13 protein-coding genes and 1 pseudogene are annotated in these 15384 nt (G+C 64.0%); 2 read left to right on the forward strand and 12 right to left on the reverse strand.

Features of this window, described 5'->3' with window-relative positions; genetic code table 11:
- The 3 genes and pseudogenes from B3H86_RS11965 to B3H86_RS11980 form a co-directional block, all read right to left on the reverse strand.
- Positions 1 to 574: TolC family protein (locus B3H86_RS11965; RefSeq protein ID WP_292054222.1), on the reverse strand; the 574-nt coding region annotated here is incomplete at its 3' end.
- Positions 574 to 3826, reverse strand: a pseudogene (locus tag B3H86_RS11975) (efflux RND transporter permease subunit). The pseudogene B3H86_RS11975 and the gene B3H86_RS11965, both read right to left, overlap by 1 nt.
- Positions 3827 to 3855: 29 nt before the next feature.
- Positions 3856 to 5043, reverse strand: a complete 1188-nt coding sequence (locus tag B3H86_RS11980) for an efflux RND transporter periplasmic adaptor subunit (protein ID WP_292054226.1) — start codon at positions 5041 to 5043, stop codon at positions 3856 to 3858.
- A gap of 159 nt (positions 5044 to 5202) precedes the next feature.
- Here B3H86_RS11980 and B3H86_RS11985 point away from each other — a divergent pair, with 159 nt between their 5' ends.
- A complete protein-coding gene (locus B3H86_RS11985; RefSeq protein ID WP_292054228.1) occupies positions 5203 to 5805 on the forward strand; it encodes a TetR/AcrR family transcriptional regulator in 603 nt (200 codons plus the stop codon).
- A 46-nt stretch (positions 5806 to 5851) separates the two neighbouring features.
- Here the strand turns inward: B3H86_RS11985 and leuB are convergent, their stop codons facing one another.
- The 9 genes from leuB to B3H86_RS12030 all read right to left on the reverse strand — a co-directional run bounded on the left by leuB (position 5852) and on the right by B3H86_RS12030 (position 14963).
- Positions 5852 to 6952, reverse strand: coding sequence for a 3-isopropylmalate dehydrogenase (gene leuB, locus B3H86_RS11990; protein ID WP_292054230.1), 1101 nt, complete (start codon positions 6950 to 6952; stop codon positions 5852 to 5854).
- Positions 6949 to 7548, reverse strand: a complete 600-nt coding sequence (gene leuD, locus B3H86_RS11995; protein ID WP_422653077.1) for a 3-isopropylmalate dehydratase small subunit — start codon at positions 7546 to 7548, stop codon at positions 6949 to 6951. Before leuD ends, leuB begins: the two co-directional genes overlap by 4 nt.
- Positions 7548 to 8963: a 3-isopropylmalate dehydratase large subunit gene (gene leuC, locus B3H86_RS12000; protein ID WP_292054232.1), complete on the reverse strand. Its 1416-nt coding sequence runs from the start codon at positions 8961 to 8963 to the stop codon at positions 7548 to 7550. The genes leuD and leuC overlap by 1 nt, the downstream gene beginning before the upstream one ends.
- Entirely contained in the window at positions 8950 to 9915 is a 966-nt protein-coding gene (locus B3H86_RS12005; protein ID WP_292054233.1) for a branched-chain amino acid transaminase, read from the reverse strand. The genes leuC and B3H86_RS12005 overlap by 14 nt, the downstream gene beginning before the upstream one ends.
- Before the next feature lie 59 nt (positions 9916 to 9974).
- A complete protein-coding gene (locus tag B3H86_RS12010; RefSeq protein WP_292054235.1) occupies positions 9975 to 10223 on the reverse strand; it encodes an ACT domain-containing protein in 249 nt (82 codons plus the stop codon).
- Positions 10220 to 11929 (reverse strand): acetolactate synthase 2 catalytic subunit, encoded by a 1710-nt coding sequence (gene ilvG / locus B3H86_RS12015; protein ID WP_292054237.1) that lies wholly within the window; start codon positions 11927 to 11929, stop codon positions 10220 to 10222. Before ilvG ends, B3H86_RS12010 begins: the two co-directional genes overlap by 4 nt.
- 25 nt (positions 11930 to 11954) lie before the next feature.
- Entirely contained in the window at positions 11955 to 12968 is a 1014-nt protein-coding gene (gene ilvC, locus B3H86_RS12020; protein ID WP_292054239.1) for a ketol-acid reductoisomerase, read from the reverse strand.
- Between the two features lie 3 nt (positions 12969 to 12971).
- Positions 12972 to 14717, reverse strand: coding sequence for a dihydroxy-acid dehydratase (locus tag B3H86_RS12025; protein WP_292054241.1), 1746 nt, complete (start codon positions 14715 to 14717; stop codon positions 12972 to 12974).
- Positions 14718 to 14825: 108 nt separating this feature from the next.
- Positions 14826 to 14963 (reverse strand): hypothetical protein, encoded by a 138-nt coding sequence (locus tag B3H86_RS12030; RefSeq protein WP_292054244.1) that lies wholly within the window; start codon positions 14961 to 14963, stop codon positions 14826 to 14828.
- Positions 14964 to 15201: 238 nt separating this feature from the next.
- Here B3H86_RS12030 and B3H86_RS12035 point away from each other — a divergent pair.
- Positions 15202 to 15384 (forward strand): hypothetical protein (locus tag B3H86_RS12035; protein WP_292054246.1); only part of this gene is annotated, 183 nt, incomplete at its 3' end.

The following is a 15384-nucleotide window of genomic DNA, read 5'->3' on the forward strand; positions in this document are numbered from 1 at the left end:
CGTTGAGGGCGCAGGTGTCGGCATAGGCGCGGGCGGTCTCGGCCACGACCCTGACGCGCACCGTTTCCAGTGCGGCCTCGGCAGCACGGGCATCGGCGCGCGCGGCGCGGATCGAGGACTCTACGCGACCGAACAGATCGATCTCATAGGCCACGTCCAGACCCACATCATAGGTCTCGATTTCCGGCAGTTCGGCACCACCCGCCGCAGGGTTGGTGATGGTCGAGGACTGGCTGCGGTTGGCCGCACCCGTGACCGTCGTGGACGGCAGACGGTTGCTGCGGGCTTCCGAAAGTGAGGCGCGGACCGCACGCAGGTTGGCGGCGGCGGCCTCGAGGTCGTTGTTCTCGGCCAGAGCCTGCTGGATCAGGGCGTCCAGATTTGCGTCGTTGTAAAGACGCCACCAGTTGCCCTCGACCGGCGCGGTTGAGACCGCGCCAGTCTGGGAGCCGATGAAATCGCCTTGCGACGAGACCGGCGTCGTCGGGACGACCGGCTTGGGGCCAACGGCACAGGCGGCCAGCAATGCAGCCGAACCAGCCGCCGTCAGCAGGGTACGAAGTTTAGCAGACATCAAGCGTCTCCCTGACGCGGACCGGCGGGGAGCTGGTCTTCGTCTTTCCAGTCATACGGGTCGTGCGGCGTCGAACCGAAGGAGGTCGGCAGCTGACGCTCCTTGCTCGGGCCCTTCGGCAGCTTTCCGGCGATCCAGCGGCAGACCACATAGAAGACCGGCGTGAAGATCAGGCCGAAGAAGGTCACGCCGATCATGCCCGACACAACCGAGATGCCCAGCGATTGACGCATCTCGGCACCCGGACCCGTGGCCAGAGCCAGCGGCAGAACGCCGAAGATGAAGGCAAAGGACGTCATCAGGATCGGGCGCAGACGCTGGCGGGCGGCCTGCACGGCGGCGTCGAAGCGGTCGAGNNTTGGCGAACTCGACGATCAGGATGGCGTTCTTGGCCGCCAGACCTACGAGTACGACCAGACCGACCTGGACGAGGATGTTGTTGTCCAGCCCCATCAGGTTCACCCCGATCATGGCCGCAAGGATACACATCGGCACGATCAGGATGACGGCCAGCGGAAGCGTGAAGGCTTCATACTGGGCGGCCAGCACGAGGAAGACGAAGACCACGGCCAGAATGAAGATGATACCGGCCGAACCGCCCGACGCCTTCTCCTGATAGGCCAGCTCGGTCCACTCATAGCTGAAGCCGTCCGGCAGGGTTTTGCCGGCCAGACCTTCCATGAAGGCCAGCGCCTCGCCCGAGGATACGCCCGGAGCCGGCGAACCCAACAGTTCAGAAGCCGGGAACAGGTTGAAGCGGACAACGCGCGACGGGCCCGAGGACTCGTACAGGTTGGCCACGGCACCCACCGGCACCATCGCGCCCGAGTTGGAGCGGACCTTCAGGTTGGCGATGTCGGCGATGTCGTCGCGGTACATCGGTTCTGCCTGTGCCGTCACGCGGAAGGTGCGGCCCAGATAGTTGAAGTCGTTGACGTAGGCCGAGCCCAGATAGATGCCCAGCGTGCCGAACACCGACGAGGGCTGGACGCCCATCATCAGGGCCTTGTCACGATCGACATCGGCCTGGATGCGCGGCGAGCCGGTGTTGAACATCGAGAACACCTGCTGGACCTGGTCACCGTTCTGGGCGGCGGCACCCATCATGGCGAAGGTCGCGCCTTCGAGAGCCTTGTAACCGGCACCCGTGCGGTCCTGGATCATCATCTTGAAGCCGCCGTTACCCATGCCTTCAACGGCAGGCGGGGCCAGCATGAAGATCTGGGCGTCCTGGATCGAGAACGCCGCACCGGTCAGGGCACCGCCAAGGGCGGCAGCCGTCTGGTCCTTGTTGGGGCGTTCGTCCCAGTGCTTCAGCTTGATGAACATGGTCGCCGAGTTGGACGCCATCGAGAACGATGAGCCATCCAGACCGGCAAGGGCCGCAACCTCGTCCACATTCGGATTTTCATTGATGATGGCCAGCGCCTGGTTCAGCACCTGGGTGGTGCGTTCAAGCGAGGCACCCGAAGGCAGCTGTACGACGCCGATCAGCACGCCCTGGTCCTGATCGGGGATGAAGCCGGTCGGGGTGTCGGTCAGTCGCCAGCCGGTGACGGCCAGAAGACCGACATAGACGGCCAGAACAACAACCGCCATGCGGACCAGACGTGCGGTCAGATTGCCGAACTTTTCCGACAGCCAGTCAAAGCCAGTGTTGAACTTGTTGCCGAGCCAGCCGGCACCATAGGCGATGGTGCCCAGAACACCCTTCTTGCGGGTGGCGTGTTCGTCGTGCGCCTTGTGCGGCTTGAGCAGCAGGGCGGCCATTGCCGGAGACAGGGTCAGTGACAGCAGCAGCGAGATCAGGGTCGAGGACGCGATCGTCACGGCGAACTGGCGATAGAAGATACCCGGAATGCCCGGCACGAAGGCGGTCGGCACGAACACGGCGGTCAGCACCAGCGAGATGGCGACCAGAGCGCCCGATACCTCGGCCATCGAGCGGTAGGCGGCTTCTCGGGGTGTCAGACCCTCGCGTATGTATCGCTCGACGTTCTCGACCACGATGATGGCATCGTCCACAACGATACCCACGGCCAGAACCAGTGCGAACAGGGACAGCGAGTTGATCGAGTAACCGAGGCCCAGCAGAACCGCGAAGGTCCCCACCAGTGCCACGGGAATGGCGATCACCGGAATGATGGCCGCACGCCACGTCTGCAGGAAGACCAGAACGACGATGGCGACAAGGATGACCGCTTCGAAAACGGTTTTGATCACGGCCTCAACCGAGGCCTGAACGAACTCGGTCGGGTTGTAGGGGACGGTGTAGGAAACGCCGGCAGGGAATTCCTTGGCCAGAGCTTCCATCTCGTTTTTGACCAGTTCGGCCGATTTCAGCGAGTTGGCGCCCGGTTGCTGGATGATGCCCAGACCGACACCGGCCTTGCCGTCGAAGGTGGCGTTGACGCCATAGTCCTGCGGACCAAGCTCGATACGGGCAACATCCGACAGGCGCGTCACGCGGCCCTGGGCATCCGAACGGATGACAACCTGACCGAACTCTTCAGGCGTGTTCAGACGGCCCTGAACATCGATCGGGGTCTGGAACGCGGCAGCACTTTCGGGCGTCGGGGTTGCGCCAAGCGCACCACCTGCGGCCTGGATATTCTGGGCTTGAAGGGCACCGACGATGTCCTGGGCCGACAGATTGCGGGCAGCCGCCTTGGTCGGGTCGATCCAGATACGCATCGAGTAGTTGCCGCCGCCGAAGACCATGACCGAGCCCACGCCCTCGAGGCGCAGCAGGCGGTCACGCACCATCGAGTTGCCGAGATTGCCCAGATAGGTCCGGTCGATGCTCGGGTCGTCAGAGGTCAGGGCAACCAGCATCAGGAAACCGCTGGAGGCCTTGTTGACGCTGACGCCCGTGCGGCGGACCTCTTCGGGCAGGCGCATCTCGGCTAGCGAGACGCGATTCTGGACCAGAACCTGTGCGGTATCGAGGTCTGTGCCCGGCTCGAAGGTCACGGTCACGGATACAGCGCCGTCCGCCGTCGAGGACGACGACAGATAGAGCATGCCCTCGACGCCGTTCACCTCCTGCTCGATCGGCGCGGCGACCGTTTCGGCCAGCGTCTCGGCAGAAGCGCCCGGATAGGCGGTGTTGATGGTGATGGTCGGCGGCGCAATGTCGGGATACTGCGCCAGCGGAAGGTTCGGATAGGCGAACGCACCCACCAGTGTGATGAAGGTGGCGATAACGATCGCGAAGATCGGCCTATCGATAAAGAAGCGGGAGAAATTCATAACGGGTTTTCCGGCCTATGCCTCTTTCCTCAACCTGCGTTGACGAAGGTGGCGGAGGAGGCCGTCGACGCAGCTGTCGTCGGGGCCGGGTTGGCCGCAGCATCCGAAGGCTTGATCTCGCCGTTCTGGGCGGTGACCTTCTGGCCCGGACGGGCGCGTTGCTGGCCGTTGATGATGACGCGGTCGTCGGCCACGAGACCCGTGCGGATGACGCGAAGGCCGTTGACGACAGGTCCGGTCTGGACCGGCTTGGCACCGACCGTGCCGTCCTTGGCCACGACGAGGACCATGCGGCGCGGGCCGTCAGAGATGATCGCCGAATCCGGCACCAGCATGGCTTGATACTCGGCAGCACCGGCCAGTTGGGCGTGACCGAACATGCCCGGCTTCAGGAAGCCGTTGGCGTTCGGAATGATGGCGCGAAGACGGATGGTGCCCGAGGCCGGATCGATGGCGTTGTCGGTAAAGTCCAGCGTACCGGCGTGGGTGAACTCGGCCTCGTCCTGCAGGCGTACCTTGATCGGCACAGCGCCCTTGGCGGCTTCGCGCTGGTATCTCAGAGCCGTGGCTTCGGAGCCGTCGAACACGAAGTAGATCGGCGAGGACGAGACGATCGTCGTCAGGATGTCGCCCATCGAAGAGCCGCCTGCGATCAGGTTGCCCGGATCGACACGGCGGTCCGATATGTGGCCCGAGATCGGAGCGGTCACGCGCGTGAATTCCAGGTCCAGCGAGCGGGCGCGAATATTGGCATTGGCCGCTGCGACAGCGGCTTCGGCGGTCTGGACCGCGGCCTTCTTGGCGTCGAACTCGGCCTGGGATACCGCCTGCGAGGCCAGGAGGCCTTCGGCGCGGGCGAGGTCGGCACGGGCCAGACCCAGCTGGGCCTGCGCTTGGGATAGCTGGGCGCGGGCCGAGGCCAGAGCCGACTGTGCCGGTCGTTGGTCAAGGGTGAACAGCAGCTGGCCCTGACGGACGTAGTCGCCATCCTTGAAGTGGACCGACTGGATATAGCCGCCGACGCGGGCGCGGACGTCCACGCTGCGGGTGGCTTCGAAACGGCCGGTAAACTGATCCCAGTCCACCACAGCCTTCGACAGAGGAGTGGCAACCGTTACAGGCGGGGCACCTTGTTCGGGGGCTTGTTCGCCCTTCGAGCAGCCATAGAGGGCAGCCGCCATTAAGACGGACGCGGCCGCAATCTTCACCGTGCGCATAGGCGCATTCTCCTGGGATCTGAAAAAGTATCGAAGACTGTAACGCGCGAAAAAGGGGGAGGCGCCCAGTCAACCTGTGTGGACTTAAAGACCCAAGATAGGCTACTTGTCAACGGCTGTTGACATAGCCATACTCGCGGCAAGGTTTTTTGGAGAGTGATGTTCGTGTCAGTTCGCGAGAGCCATAGGCCGCGCAATGCGGTGGCGACGCGCCAAGCGATACTCGATGTCGCGAAGGAGCGTTTCATAGCGCACAGCTATGATGATGTAGGTATACGCGACATCGCCCGCGAGGTCGGTGTCGATGCCGCGCTGGTGTCGCGTTACTTCGGTTCCAAGGAAGACCTGTTCAACGAGGCTCTCGACAGCTGCAAAGGTGGCCCAGAGCTTTGGGAAGGCGACCGCAGCACCTTCGGACTGCGCATCGCGCGCGAAATCGTAAATGGCGAGTTCGACTGTCCGCGACACAGCACCTCGACCAACCGCCTCGCCGGATTGCTGATGCTGCTGCGATCCATCGGTTCGGCCAAAGCGATGGAAATGGTCCAGCGTAACAGCAATGAACGCTTTTTTGGCCCACTGACGGAATGGATCGGTGGATCGAACGCCCATATTCGCGCCCGTCTGGTGGCGGGGCTGATCATGGGCATGGCTGTCAGCCGTGAACTTGCCGACGGTTTCTCCAGCCTTGGCACCGAAGATCTTGAGGAACTGGCCCAGAGTATGGGCAAGACGCTTCAGTCTCTGGTCGACGGACATTAAAAAGGCGGGCTGTGCGGCCCGCCTTTTTCGTTGCCCATAGCGTCTTCTAAGCCCAGTGCATCGGCACGTGGCGGGCCGCCGCCCAGTGGATGGCGCGGATGGCATCGACCACGGCGCGCGTGGCGGCCTCGGTGCCCAGTTCGCCGCCCAGATCGCGGGTGACCTGATTGGACGCCTGAACGGCGGCCACGGCGGCCTCGATGGAGCAGGCTTCGTCTTCCAGCTTGAAGCTGTGGCGCAGCATCATGGCCGCCGACAGGATGGTGCCGATGGGGTTGGCCCTGTCTTGGCCTGCGATGTCCGGTGCAGAGCCGTGGATCGGCTCGAACAGGCCCGGACCCTCGGCTCCCTGCGATGCCGAAGGCAACAGGCCGATTGAACCGCCCAGCACCGAGATCTCGTCCGACAGGATGTCGCCGAACATGTTCTCGGTCAGGATGACGTCATAGTCGCGCGGGCGCTGGATCAGGTGCATGGCCATTGAATCGACAAGGGCGTGCTCCAGCGTGATGTCGGGGAATTCCTCGGCGTGGATGCGGGTGACGGTTTCGCGCCACAGACGCGAGGTTTCCATCACATTGGCCTTGTCGACCGAGGTGACCTTGCCACGGCGCTGTTCGGCGGCCTTGAAGGCGGCGCGGGTCACGCGCTCGATCTCGGCCACCGTATAGGTGCACAGGTCCGAGGCCGAGGTGTCGGTGCGGGTGCGCTCGCCGAAATAGACGCCGCCGGTCAGCTCGCGGAAGACCAGCAGATCGACGCCCTCGACGATCTCGCGTTTCAGCGGCGAACGGTGGGCCAGAGCGGGCGAGACCTGCAGCGGGCGCAGGTTGGCGAACAGGCCCATTTCTTTGCGTATGGTCAGCAGGCCCTGTTCGGGGCGCACCGGCTTGCCGTCATATTTGGGATCACCGACCGCGCCCAGCAGCACGGCATCGGCGGCCACACAGGCGTTGCGTGTGTCATCCGGCAGGGGCGAGCCCGTCGCATCGATGGCCGCGCCGCCGATCAGGTGCTCGGTGAAGTCAAAGCGGTGGCCATAGATGTCCCCGATGCAGGTCAGGACGCGCTGGGCGGCCTTGGTCACTTCGGGGCCGACGCCATCGCCCGGCAGGACGACGATGTTAAAGGTGCGTTTCTCGCTCATCGTGCGATCTCCGGTTGGGGGTCATTGCGGGTGGCCTCGAAGGCCGAAATGTTTTCATCGCGGGCCAGCAGCCAGCCGAGGGTGTCGACACCGTCGATCAGGCACTGGCGAGCGAAGGCATCGACCTTGAAGGCCACCGGCTCGGCATTGCCGCGCTGGATGCGGTTGTTTTCCAGATCGATGGTGACGGGCTGGTCCTGATGCTGGGCCAGATCGTCCCAGACTTGTTGGCTGACCACGATCGGCAGCAGACCGTTCTTCAGCGCGTTGGAGGTGAAGATGTCGGCGATCTCGGTCGAGATGACGACGCGGAAACCGTAATCCAGCAAGGCCCACGGCGCATGCTCGCGCGAGGAGCCGCAGGCGAAGTTCGGCCCGCCCAGCAGGATACGGTGCTCGGCGGGATCGATCCGGTTCAGGATGGCCTCGGGCTTGCGCGAGCCATCGGCTTCATAGCGCCAGTCGTAGAAGGCCTGATCGCCCAGACCATCGCGGGTCGTTGTGGTCAGGAAGCGGGCGGGAATGATCTGGTCGGTGTCGATATTGGCCTGCGACAGGACCACGACCTTGGAGGTCAGCGTCTTGAACGGTTCCATTATGCGGCCTCCTCGACCAGAACGGGATAGTCGCGCGGATCGGCCAGATGTCCGGCCACGGCGCTGGCGGCGGCGGTGGCGGGGCTGGCCAGAATAGTGCGGGCACCCTTGCCCTGACGGCCCTCGAAATTGCGGTTGGAGGTCGAGACGCACAGCTGGCCCTCGCACACCACATCGCCGTTCATGGCAATGCACATCGAACAGCCGGGGATGCGCCATTCGGCGCCGGCGGCGGTGATGATCTTGTGCAGGTCCTCGGCCTCGGCCTGTTGGCGCACGGCTTCCGAGCCGGGGACGACCAGCATGCGGACACCGTCGGCGACCTTGCGGCCTTTCAGTATGTCCGCCACCACGCGCATGTCGGGCAGGCGGCCATTGGTGCAGGAGCCGACGAAGACCACATCGACCTTTTCCTTGGTCGTCACCTCGCCAGCAGTGAAACCCATATAGGCCAGAGCCTTGGCATCGGATTCCGACTGCGGTTGCGGGGCGGGGGTGCCGATGGGGGCGGCGGCGTCGGGGGTGGTGCCCCACGTGGCCATCGGGCGGATGGCGGAACCGTCCAGACGCACTTCCTTGTCGAAGACCGCACCTTCGTCGGTGGCCAGCGACAGCCAGTCCTTGGCGGCGGCCTCATAGTCGGCGGGCACATATTTGCGGCCGCGCAGCCAGTCGATGGTTGTCTGGTCCGGCGCGATCATGCCCGCACGGGCACCGGCCTCGATCGACATGTTGCACAGGGTCATACGCCCTTCCATGTCCAGCGAGCGGATGGCCGAGCCAGCGTATTCGATGACATATCCGGTGCCGCCGCCAAAGCCGATCTCGGCGATGATGGCCAGAGCCACATCCTTGCCCGAGACGCCGGGTTGCAGTTCACCGTCCACGGTCACGCGCAGGGTCTTGGCGCGGCGTTGCAGCAGGCATTGGGTGGCCAGAACGTGCCCCACTTCCGAGGTGCCGATGCCAAAGGCCAGAGCGCCGAACGCGCCGTGGGTGGCGGTGTGGCTGTCGCCGCAGACGACCGTCATACCCGGCTGGGTCAGGCCCTGTTCCGGCCCCATGACGTGAACCACGCCGCGTTGGTCGCTGTCCCATCCGGCCAGTTCGATGCCGAAGCGCTTGGTGTTGGCTTCCAGCGTCTCGACCTGTTTCCTGGCCTGTTCGGTGACATAGGGGCGCTGGCCATCCGGTCCTGCTGGCAGGGTGGGGGTGGAGTGGTCCAGCGTCGCAAAGGTGCGGTCCGGACGGCGCACCTTAAGGCCGCGCGCGTCCAGTTCGGCAAAGGCCTGGGGAGAGGTGACCTCGTGGACCAGATGCAGGTCCACATACATCACGCCCGGTGTGGCGTCGGTCTCGGGGACGACGACGTGACGCTCCCACACCTTTTCATAGAGCGTCTTAGGCTGGCTCATGCTGGCGCTCCTTGGTGGTGGCGGTGGTGTGGATCGGCTCCAGCCAGCCGTAGCGGTCCGGCGTGGTGCCATCGAACAGGCCACGGAAGGCCTTGTTGACGGCCTTGGTCACCGGACCGGGACCTGCGGCACGGGTGGTGATGCCGTCAACCGAGCGGACGGGGGTGATCTCGGCGGCGGTGCCGGTCATGAAGACTTCGTCGGCGACGTACAGGCTCTCGCGGGTCATGGTCTGTTCGCGGGTCTCATAGCCCAGACCGCGGGCCAGCTTGATCACGCTGTCACGGGTGATGCCCTGCAGGATCGACGAGGACGACGGCGGGGTCATCAGCACACCGTCACGTACGACGAACAGGTTCTCGCCCGCGCCCTCGGACAACAGTCCGTCCGTACCCAGAGCGATACCCTCGCCATAGCCGCCCTGACGGGCTTCGCGGCCGATCAGATAGCCGGACAGATAGTTGCCACCGGCCTTGGCACCGGTCGGGATGGTATTCGGGGCCACACGGTTCCAGCTGGAGATGCAGGCATCGACGCCGCGTTCCAGTGCCTCTTCGCCCAGATAGGCCCCCCACGGGAAGGCGGCGATCATGACGTCGGTGGTGATGGCATCGGGCGACGGGGTCACGCCCATGCCGCAGCCGCCCAGGAACGCCAGCGGACGGATATAGGCCGACTTCAGACCTTCGGACGCGACGGTGTCACGGCAGGCCTGAACCAGTTCCTCGACCGAATAGGGCATGGGGAAGTGATAGATGCGGGCGCTGTCGTGCAGGCGGCGCACGTGGTCCGTCAGGCGGAAGCCGCAGGGGCCGTTCGGCGTGTCATAGACGCGGATGCCCTCGAACACCGAGGTGCCGTAGTGAAGCGCATGGCTCATCACGTGGACGGTACAGTTCTCCCACGCAGTCAGCTCTCCATTGAACCAGATCTTTTGGGCCAGCGGCTTCATTGTCTTGTCAGTCCAGTCTGCGGCCCCGGGCCGCGTGTTACGCAATAGGGAAGAAGGGATCAGGCGGCGTTGGCCGAGGCCGGAGCCTCGATGCGGCGCACGCCGAACAGGCGGTCGATCTGACGGCCCAGATTGTCGATGCAGCGGGTTCCGTCGCGGCTGGCCACGGTCAGGGCCAGGGTGCGCCAGTCACCCATGTCGGCCATGTTCATGCCGTGGATCTCGAAGCCGCGGCGCTCTACGAGGCCGATCAGACGCTGCAGCGAGCCGTCAGCGCGGTCGATCTGGATGTGGATCGTATTGCTCATCGTGAGCCCTCCATCATTTCAGCGTTGTTCTTGCCCGGCGGAACCAGCGGCCAGACGTTGTCTTCGGGATCGATGATGACGTGCATCAGGATCGGACCATCAGCAGCCAGCAGACGGTCGATGCCACCAGACACCTGATCCTTGGTTTCGACGCGGAAGGCGGGGATGCCAAAGGCCTCGGCCACCTTCACGAAGTCGGGGTTGTCGGACAGGTCGACCTCGGAGAAGTTCCGCTCGAAGAAGAACTCCTGCCACTGGCGCACCATGCCCAGACGCGAGTTGTCCAGCAGCACGATCTTCAGCGGGATCTTGAAGCGGTTGACGGTCGCCAGCTCCTGAATGTTCATCATTACGCCGCCGTCGCCGGTGATGGTGACGACGCAGGCGTCCGGATCGGCCAGCTTGGCACCGATACCGGCAGGCAGCCCAAAGCCCATGGCGCCCAGACCACCCGAGGTGATGTGGGCTTGCGGGCGCGAGAACGCGCAGTGCTGGGCGACCCACATCTGGTGCTGGCCGACGTCGCAGGCGGCGATGAAGGACGGACCGGCCTTCTTCGACAGTTCGTTCAGCAGGGCAGGGGCATAGATGCTGTCACCCGGCGCATTATAGTTGACGGCGCAGGCGGCCATTTCGCCACGGCATTTGTCGGCCCACTCACCGACCGAGATGGCAGCCCCTGATTGCAGCTCAAGGTTCAGGGCTTCCAGATTGGGGCGCAGATCGCCGACAACCGGAACGGCGACGGGGCGCAGTTTGCCGATCTCGGACGCATCGACGTCGAAATGGATGACGCCCGCATCGGGGGCGAACTCGGACAGCTTGCCGGTGGCGCGGTCGTCAAAGCGTGCGCCGACAACGATCAGCAGGTCGGATGCCTGAACGGCATCGTTGGCCGCGCGGGTGCCGTGCATGCCCAGCATGCCCAGATAGTTGTCCTGTCCGGTCGGGATGGTGCCCAGCGCGTTCAGGGTCGAGACCTGCGGAATGCTGGTCAGGCGGGCGAACTCGCGCACGGCCTCGACGGCACCGGAGATCTTCGCGCCGCCGCCTATATATATAATGGGGCGGGCCGCAGAACGGATGGCTTCGGCAGCGGCCCTGATCGCGGCGCTGTCAGCGATGCCATTGTCGTTCGGCAGACGGAAGGGGCGCACGTTCTCGGTCTGCTGGAACTGGATGTCCTTGGGCAGGTCGATCAGGACGGGGCCGGGGCGACCGGTGCGGGCGATATGGAAGGCTTCCTCGATGATGGCCGGCACGTCGGCGGCATCGCGGACCAGATAGGAGTGCTTCACCAAGGGCATGGTCACGCCCATGATGTCGACTTCCTGAAAGGCGTCGGTGCCCATGACAGCCTGCGGGACATTGCCCGTGATGCAGACCATGGGAACGGAATCCAGCATGGCATTGGCGATGCCGGTGACCAGATTGGTGGCACCGGGGCCCGACGTCGCCATACAGACGCCGACCTTGCCCGAGGCGCGGGCATAGGCATCGGCGGCAAAGGCTGCGCCCTGTTCATGGCGGCACAGATAGTGACGCACGCCGGAACCGGCGATGGCGTCATAGATCGGCATGATGGCCCCGCCCGGATAACCAAACACCACATCCACGCCCATCCGCTCCAGTGTGGAGACGACGAGGCTGGCACCGGTTTGAACGGTGGTCTCGTTGGCGGGCATTTGAATGGTGGCGACGGTCATCTGGGCGGGGTTCCGGGGGGAATACTTAGGCGGCTTGAGGTTTGGCGGCTTGCAACCAAGCCATGCGTTCACGCAGGCGCGTGCCGACTTCTTCGATCCGGGTGTCGCGATCGACCTGCATCAGGCGCTCGTATTCCGGCTTGCCTTGCTCGTTCTCTTCGATCCAGCGACGGGCGAACTCGCCGGTCTGGATGTCGGTCAGGACGTCCTTCATGCGGGCGGCGGTTTCGTCGTTGACGACGCGCGGACCCGATACCAGAGCGCCCCACTTGGCGGTTTCCGAGATGAAGTGGTGCATCTTGGAGATGCCGCCTTCGTAGAACAGGTCCACGATCAGCTTCAGCTCGTGCAGGCATTCGAAATAGGCGATCTCCGGCTGGTAACCGGCTTCGACCAGGGTGTTGAAGCCGCGGATGACCAGTTCCTTGGCACCGCCGCACAGGACGGCCTGTTCGCCGAACAGATCGGTTTCGGTCTCTTCGCGGAAGGTGGTTTCCAACAGGCCGCCGGTCGCACCGCCATTGCCCTTGGCATAGCCCATGGCGCGGTCGCGGGCCTTGCCGGTCACGTCCTTTTCAATGGCGAACAGCGACGGCACACCGCGGCCACGTTGGAACTCGCGGCGGACCAGATCGCCCGGACCCTTCGGTGCGACCAGGATCACGTCCATGTCCTCACGCGGGGTGATGCGGCCATAGATGATCGAGAAGCCGTGGGCGAACAGCAGGGCCGAGCCCTTTTTGGCGTTCGGCTCGATGACCTCTTTATAGACCTCGGCCTGAACCATGTCCGGCGTCAGGATGGCGATGATGTCGGCGTCCTTGACGGCTTCGGTCGGCTCGGCGGTCGGCAGGCCGTCTTCGGTGGCGTGCTTCCAGCCGGTGCCGCCGTGACGGACGCCGACGATGACGTCATGGCCGGAGTCCTTCAGGTTCTGGGCGTGGGCGCGGCCCTGCGAGCCATAGCCGATGATGGCAATCTTCTCGCCAGCGATGGCGCCCGGCTTGATGTCTTCGTTGGTGTAGATGGTGATAGCCATGATTCAGGCGTCCTCGGAAACGGTCTCGATATTGGCGATAGCTTGGTAGCGATCCGGCGTTTGGGCCGGAGGCGGGTTCGGGATGGTCACGGCACCCTGCGAAGCCGAAGCGACGCTGGCGCGGTATTTGGCAAAGACGCCGCGGGCCTCGCGTAGTTCACGCATGGTGAAGGCGGCGCGGCGGGCGGTCAGATCGGCATCGGTGTCGATGCGGCGGTTGGTAACGTCGATAGTGATGGTGTCGCCCCTCTCGATCAGGGCGATCGGGCCACCGACCGCCGCTTCCGGCGAGATGTGACCGGCGACGAAGCCATAGGAGGCACCGGAGAAGCGACCATCCGTCAGCAGGGCGACGTTCTCGACCTTGCGACCCTTCAGGGCCGCGGTGATTTGCAGCATCTCGCGCATGCCGGGGCCACCCTTGGGGCCTTCGTAGCGGATGATGATGACATCGCCTTCCCCCGCCTCGCCCGACTGGACGGCGGCGAACGCATCTTCTTCGCAGTCATAGACCTTGGCCGGACCGGTGAAGCGGTCGACCTTGTGGCCGGTCAGCTTGATGATCGCGCCTTCGGGGGCAACATCGCCATAGATGACGGCATAGGAGCCGCGCGCCATGACAGGGTTGTCGATGCTGGTGACAACCTGTTGGCCTGGAGCTTCTTCGGCCTTGGCCGCTTCGGCAAACAGGCTCTCGCCCGAGACGGTCGGGGTGTTGATGATCTTGCCCGCTTCGGCCAGACGCTTGGCGACCAGACGGGTGCCGCCTGCGACATACAGGTGCGAGGCCAGGAAGCGGCCGCCCGGTTTCAGGTCGCAGATGACCGGAGCCTCGATACAGGCCTGATGGCAGTCCTCGATGCCGAACTCGACACCGGCCTCGGCCGCGATGGCCGTCAGGTGCATGACCGCATTGGTTGAACCGCCCGAAGCCGAACAGGCGATGGCGGCATTCTTCAGGCTGGCGCGGGTGATGTATTTGCGGGCGTTGTCACCGGCAAAGACGCGCTCGACGGCCAGCTTGCCACAGCGATAGCCCTCGGCAGCCTTGTCCGGATCAACGGCTGGTACATCATTGGCACCCATCGGCGAGATGCCCATCATCGACAGGGCCATAGCCATGGTGTTGGCCGTGAACTGGCCACCGCAGGCACCGGCCCCCGGGCAGACGGCGCTTTCAACCTTCTTCAGGCCTTCGTCGTCCAGCTTGCCGGCACCGTGGGCACCGATGGCCTCGAAGACTTCCTGAACCGAGACTTCCTCGCCATTGATACGGCCCGGCATGATGGTGCCGCCGTAATAGACCAGACCCGGAATGTTCAGACGGGCCAGCGCCATGGCGGCAGCCGGAATGGTCTTGTCGCAACCGACGATGCAGACGACGCCGTCCAGCTGGTGCCCCTCAATGGCCAGCTCGATAGAGTCAGCCACGACCTCGCGGCTGATCAGCGAGGCCTTCATGCCGGGCGTGCCCATCGAAATGCCGTCGGTGACGACGATGGTGTTGAAGTCCACCGGCCAGCCGCCCGCATCGATGACGCCCTGACGGACATCTTTGGCCAGACGGTCCAGATGCATGTTGCAGGGGGTGACGGTCGACCAGGTGTTCACGATGCCGATCATCGGCTTCTTGAAGTCACCATCCTGCATGCCGGCTGCGCGCAGGTAGGAACGCGCGGCGGCACGGCTCGGGCCTAGCGTCACCGAGGCGCTGCGGGCGTTGGGAGAGGGCTTGGTCTGGTCGGTCATCTTGTGCGGACGCTATGGGGAGAGGAGCAGAAGGCCGGAAACGAGCATGAAAAACCCCGCTTCCAGTCGGAGAGCGGGGTGGTGCAGGGCTGACTTTCAGTTGTCTTGTCAGGTCACAGGCATCCACGCCGCTCGTCTGAGCGGGGTAATAAGTACCGATACGAGGACTACCGCGCGGGTCAGCGCGCCGCCGGCAACAGGGGCGGCGGTCTGGGTGACCTTTGCGATGTGTGCAGTGCTGTTCACGGCGACAACCTCGTTCAACTTGGGCGCTTTATGCCGAACGTCGTGCTGCATTGCAACCGACTTGATGGAGCGAAGTGCAAAAAAGCTCCTCGTTTGCGGTGTTTTTCGGTAAATATAGATGTAAGTTAGCGGCATTTGCGGCCCGGCATGAAAAATCTTACCTATCCATGCGTGGACATCGAGGTAAAATCTACCTTGGCTATTGAGGGGTTATCGTCTCGACGGGAGGAAATGAACGATGATCCTTCGGATTTTTCGTAGTTTTTTGAAAAATCAGTTGCTCCCGAAAGCGCTGCCGCCTATACAGCCGCCTCGCCCGACGGCGACCCGCTTTGAAGCGCAACGTCAGACGGCGGTCATCCTCCCAAATGCTTCTGTGTGTTTGGATTTTCTGGATTTCGACCTTTGGGTTTGGGTTTGG

Origin of the sequence: Brevundimonas sp. UBA5866 (assembly GCF_002432125.1) — a bacterium.
Lineage (GTDB): Bacteria > Pseudomonadota > Alphaproteobacteria > Caulobacterales > Caulobacteraceae > Brevundimonas.

What these genes read in the sequence shown, in the direction of transcription:
- B3H86_RS11980 (WP_292054226.1), bottom strand. Translation starts at nt 5,043, where the DNA reads ATGCGCACGGTGAAGATTGCGGCCGCGTCCGTCTTAATGGCGGCTGCC.
- B3H86_RS11985 (WP_292054228.1), top strand. Translation starts at nt 5,203, where the DNA reads ATGTTCGTGTCAGTTCGCGAGAGCCATAGGCCGCGCAATGCGGTGGCG.
- leuB (WP_292054230.1), bottom strand. Translation starts at nt 6,952, where the DNA reads ATGAGCGAGAAACGCACCTTTAACATCGTCGTCCTGCCGGGCGATGGC.
- leuD (WP_422653077.1), bottom strand. Translation starts at nt 7,548, where the DNA reads ATGGAACCGTTCAAGACGCTGACCTCCAAGGTCGTGGTCCTGTCGCAG.
- leuC (WP_292054232.1), bottom strand. Translation starts at nt 8,963, where the DNA reads ATGAGCCAGCCTAAGACGCTCTATGAAAAGGTGTGGGAGCGTCACGTC.
- B3H86_RS12005 (WP_292054233.1), bottom strand. Translation starts at nt 9,915, where the DNA reads ATGAAGCCGCTGGCCCAAAAGATCTGGTTCAATGGAGAGCTGACTGCG.
- B3H86_RS12010 (WP_292054235.1), bottom strand. Translation starts at nt 10,223, where the DNA reads ATGAGCAATACGATCCACATCCAGATCGACCGCGCTGACGGCTCGCTG.
- ilvG (WP_292054237.1), bottom strand. Translation starts at nt 11,929, where the DNA reads ATGACCGTCGCCACCATTCAAATGCCCGCCAACGAGACCACCGTTCAA.
- ilvC (WP_292054239.1), bottom strand. Translation starts at nt 12,968, where the DNA reads ATGGCTATCACCATCTACACCAACGAAGACATCAAGCCGGGCGCCATC.
- B3H86_RS12025 (WP_292054241.1), bottom strand. Translation starts at nt 14,717, where the DNA reads ATGACCGACCAGACCAAGCCCTCTCCCAACGCCCGCAGCGCCTCGGTG.